Source organism: Terriglobus sp. YAF25, from assembly GCF_052113305.1.
Classification (GTDB): domain Bacteria; phylum Acidobacteriota; class Terriglobia; order Terriglobales; family Acidobacteriaceae; genus Terriglobus.
Window position 1 is genome coordinate 1 of the sequence record NZ_JBFRCY010000891.1, and the last position, 1,588, is coordinate 1,588.

Sequence of the window (1,588 nt, forward strand, 5' to 3'; positions counted from 1 at the left end):
CAATGTCAACACCGAGACCTTCTCCGATGACATGGACTGGATCAAGGGCAAGCATCAGATCGCGTTGGGCGGTGAGTACATCCGGACCGGCGATAACACTAACGCCGGCTATCTGCAGAACGGAAACTTCTCGTTCAGCGGCGCGGCCAGCGGCGGACAGTATGTTCCCGGCATTACAGCAGCAAGCRCCAGTGCCGGCGAACCGATGATGGACTTCCTGACAGGAAAGCAGAACAGCTTCGGTCAAAGCCGTCAGCAACAGACCACCTATCGTCAGAACATCTTTTCTCTATACGCACAGGATACCTTCCACTTCAATTCCCATCTGACACTCAGCCTCGGCGTGCGATACGAACCCATGCTCTACCAAACCGATAAGTTCGGGCGCGGTTCGACCTTCGATCAGGCAGCCTTCAATGCGAATACGCACAGCACCGTCTTTCCTAACGCGCCGGCCGGAATCTTCTTTTACGGCGATAACGGCGTTCCGAAGAGCTTCACGAACAACCGCTGGAACAACTTTTCGCCACGCTTCTCTATCAGCTACGACCCCATCGGCAACGGCAAGACGGTCTTTCGCGCGGGCTCAGCCATCATGTATGACTCCCCCAACCTGTTTACCTCGCAGCGCCTGACCTCCAGCCCGCCGTTCGTCAACGAAATTGCTGTCACCGGGCCGGTGGACTTCACTAACCCGTATGCGAACTACAAGGGCGGCAATCCATTCCCCGGAACCTTCCCGCCGGATGCCTCTGCAATCTTCCCGACCAACGCCTACTACGTTCTGCTTCCGAGGAACATCAGAACCCCAACCATCTACCAGTGGACTGCATCGGTCCAACAGGACCTTGGCCGCGGCTGGATGATGTCTCTCAGCTATCTCGGCAACCACAACGCACACCTCTGGCTGGGTCGAGCAATCAATCCTGCTGCCTACATTCCCGGGACCTGGACGGGGGCTGGCTCATGCGGAGCTCTGACAGTATCGCCCGGTACCGGCACCGCCTGCTCCACGACTGGCAACGCCGCTCAGCGTACCGTTCTGGCGCTCTCCAACCCGGCGCAGGGGGCGTACTTCAGTCCAACCATGACATTCATCAGTGATGGCTACGACTCTAACTACAACGGCGTCATTGCAGCCATTCAGCACCGTATGTCGAACAGCTTCAGTCTGTTGACCAACTACACCTGGTCGCACTGCATCTCGGTGGGAGACGCACCCGGTGACGTCGCAGGCATCGTCAATCAGAACCCCTACAATCCTCGTGGCGACCGTGCCAACTGCGGTTTCGATGTACGGCATATCTTCAACACGTCCATCGTCGCCTCCAGCAATTTCAAATCACTCAACCCAATTGCTCGCGCCGTTGTGAACGATTGGCAACTGTCTCCGATTATCCGCATTTTGAGTGGCGTTCCACTGGACATCATGAGCGGCATCGACAATTCACGAAATGGCCAATCGCGTGACCGCCCAAATTATGTCCCAGGCGTAGATGTCTATACCCACAACCACATTCAGCGCCAAGCAAACCTGGCTTATCTCAACAAGGCGGCGTTTACGCAGAATGCCGTCGGTACCTTCGGC

1 protein-coding gene is annotated in these 1,588 nt (G+C 56.6%); it reads left to right on the top strand.

Features of this window, described 5'->3' with window-relative positions; translation table 11 throughout:
* On the top strand, positions 1-1,588 hold a 1,588-nt coding region (locus tag AB4043_RS24910; RefSeq protein ID WP_442308450.1), incomplete at both ends, for a TonB-dependent receptor domain-containing protein.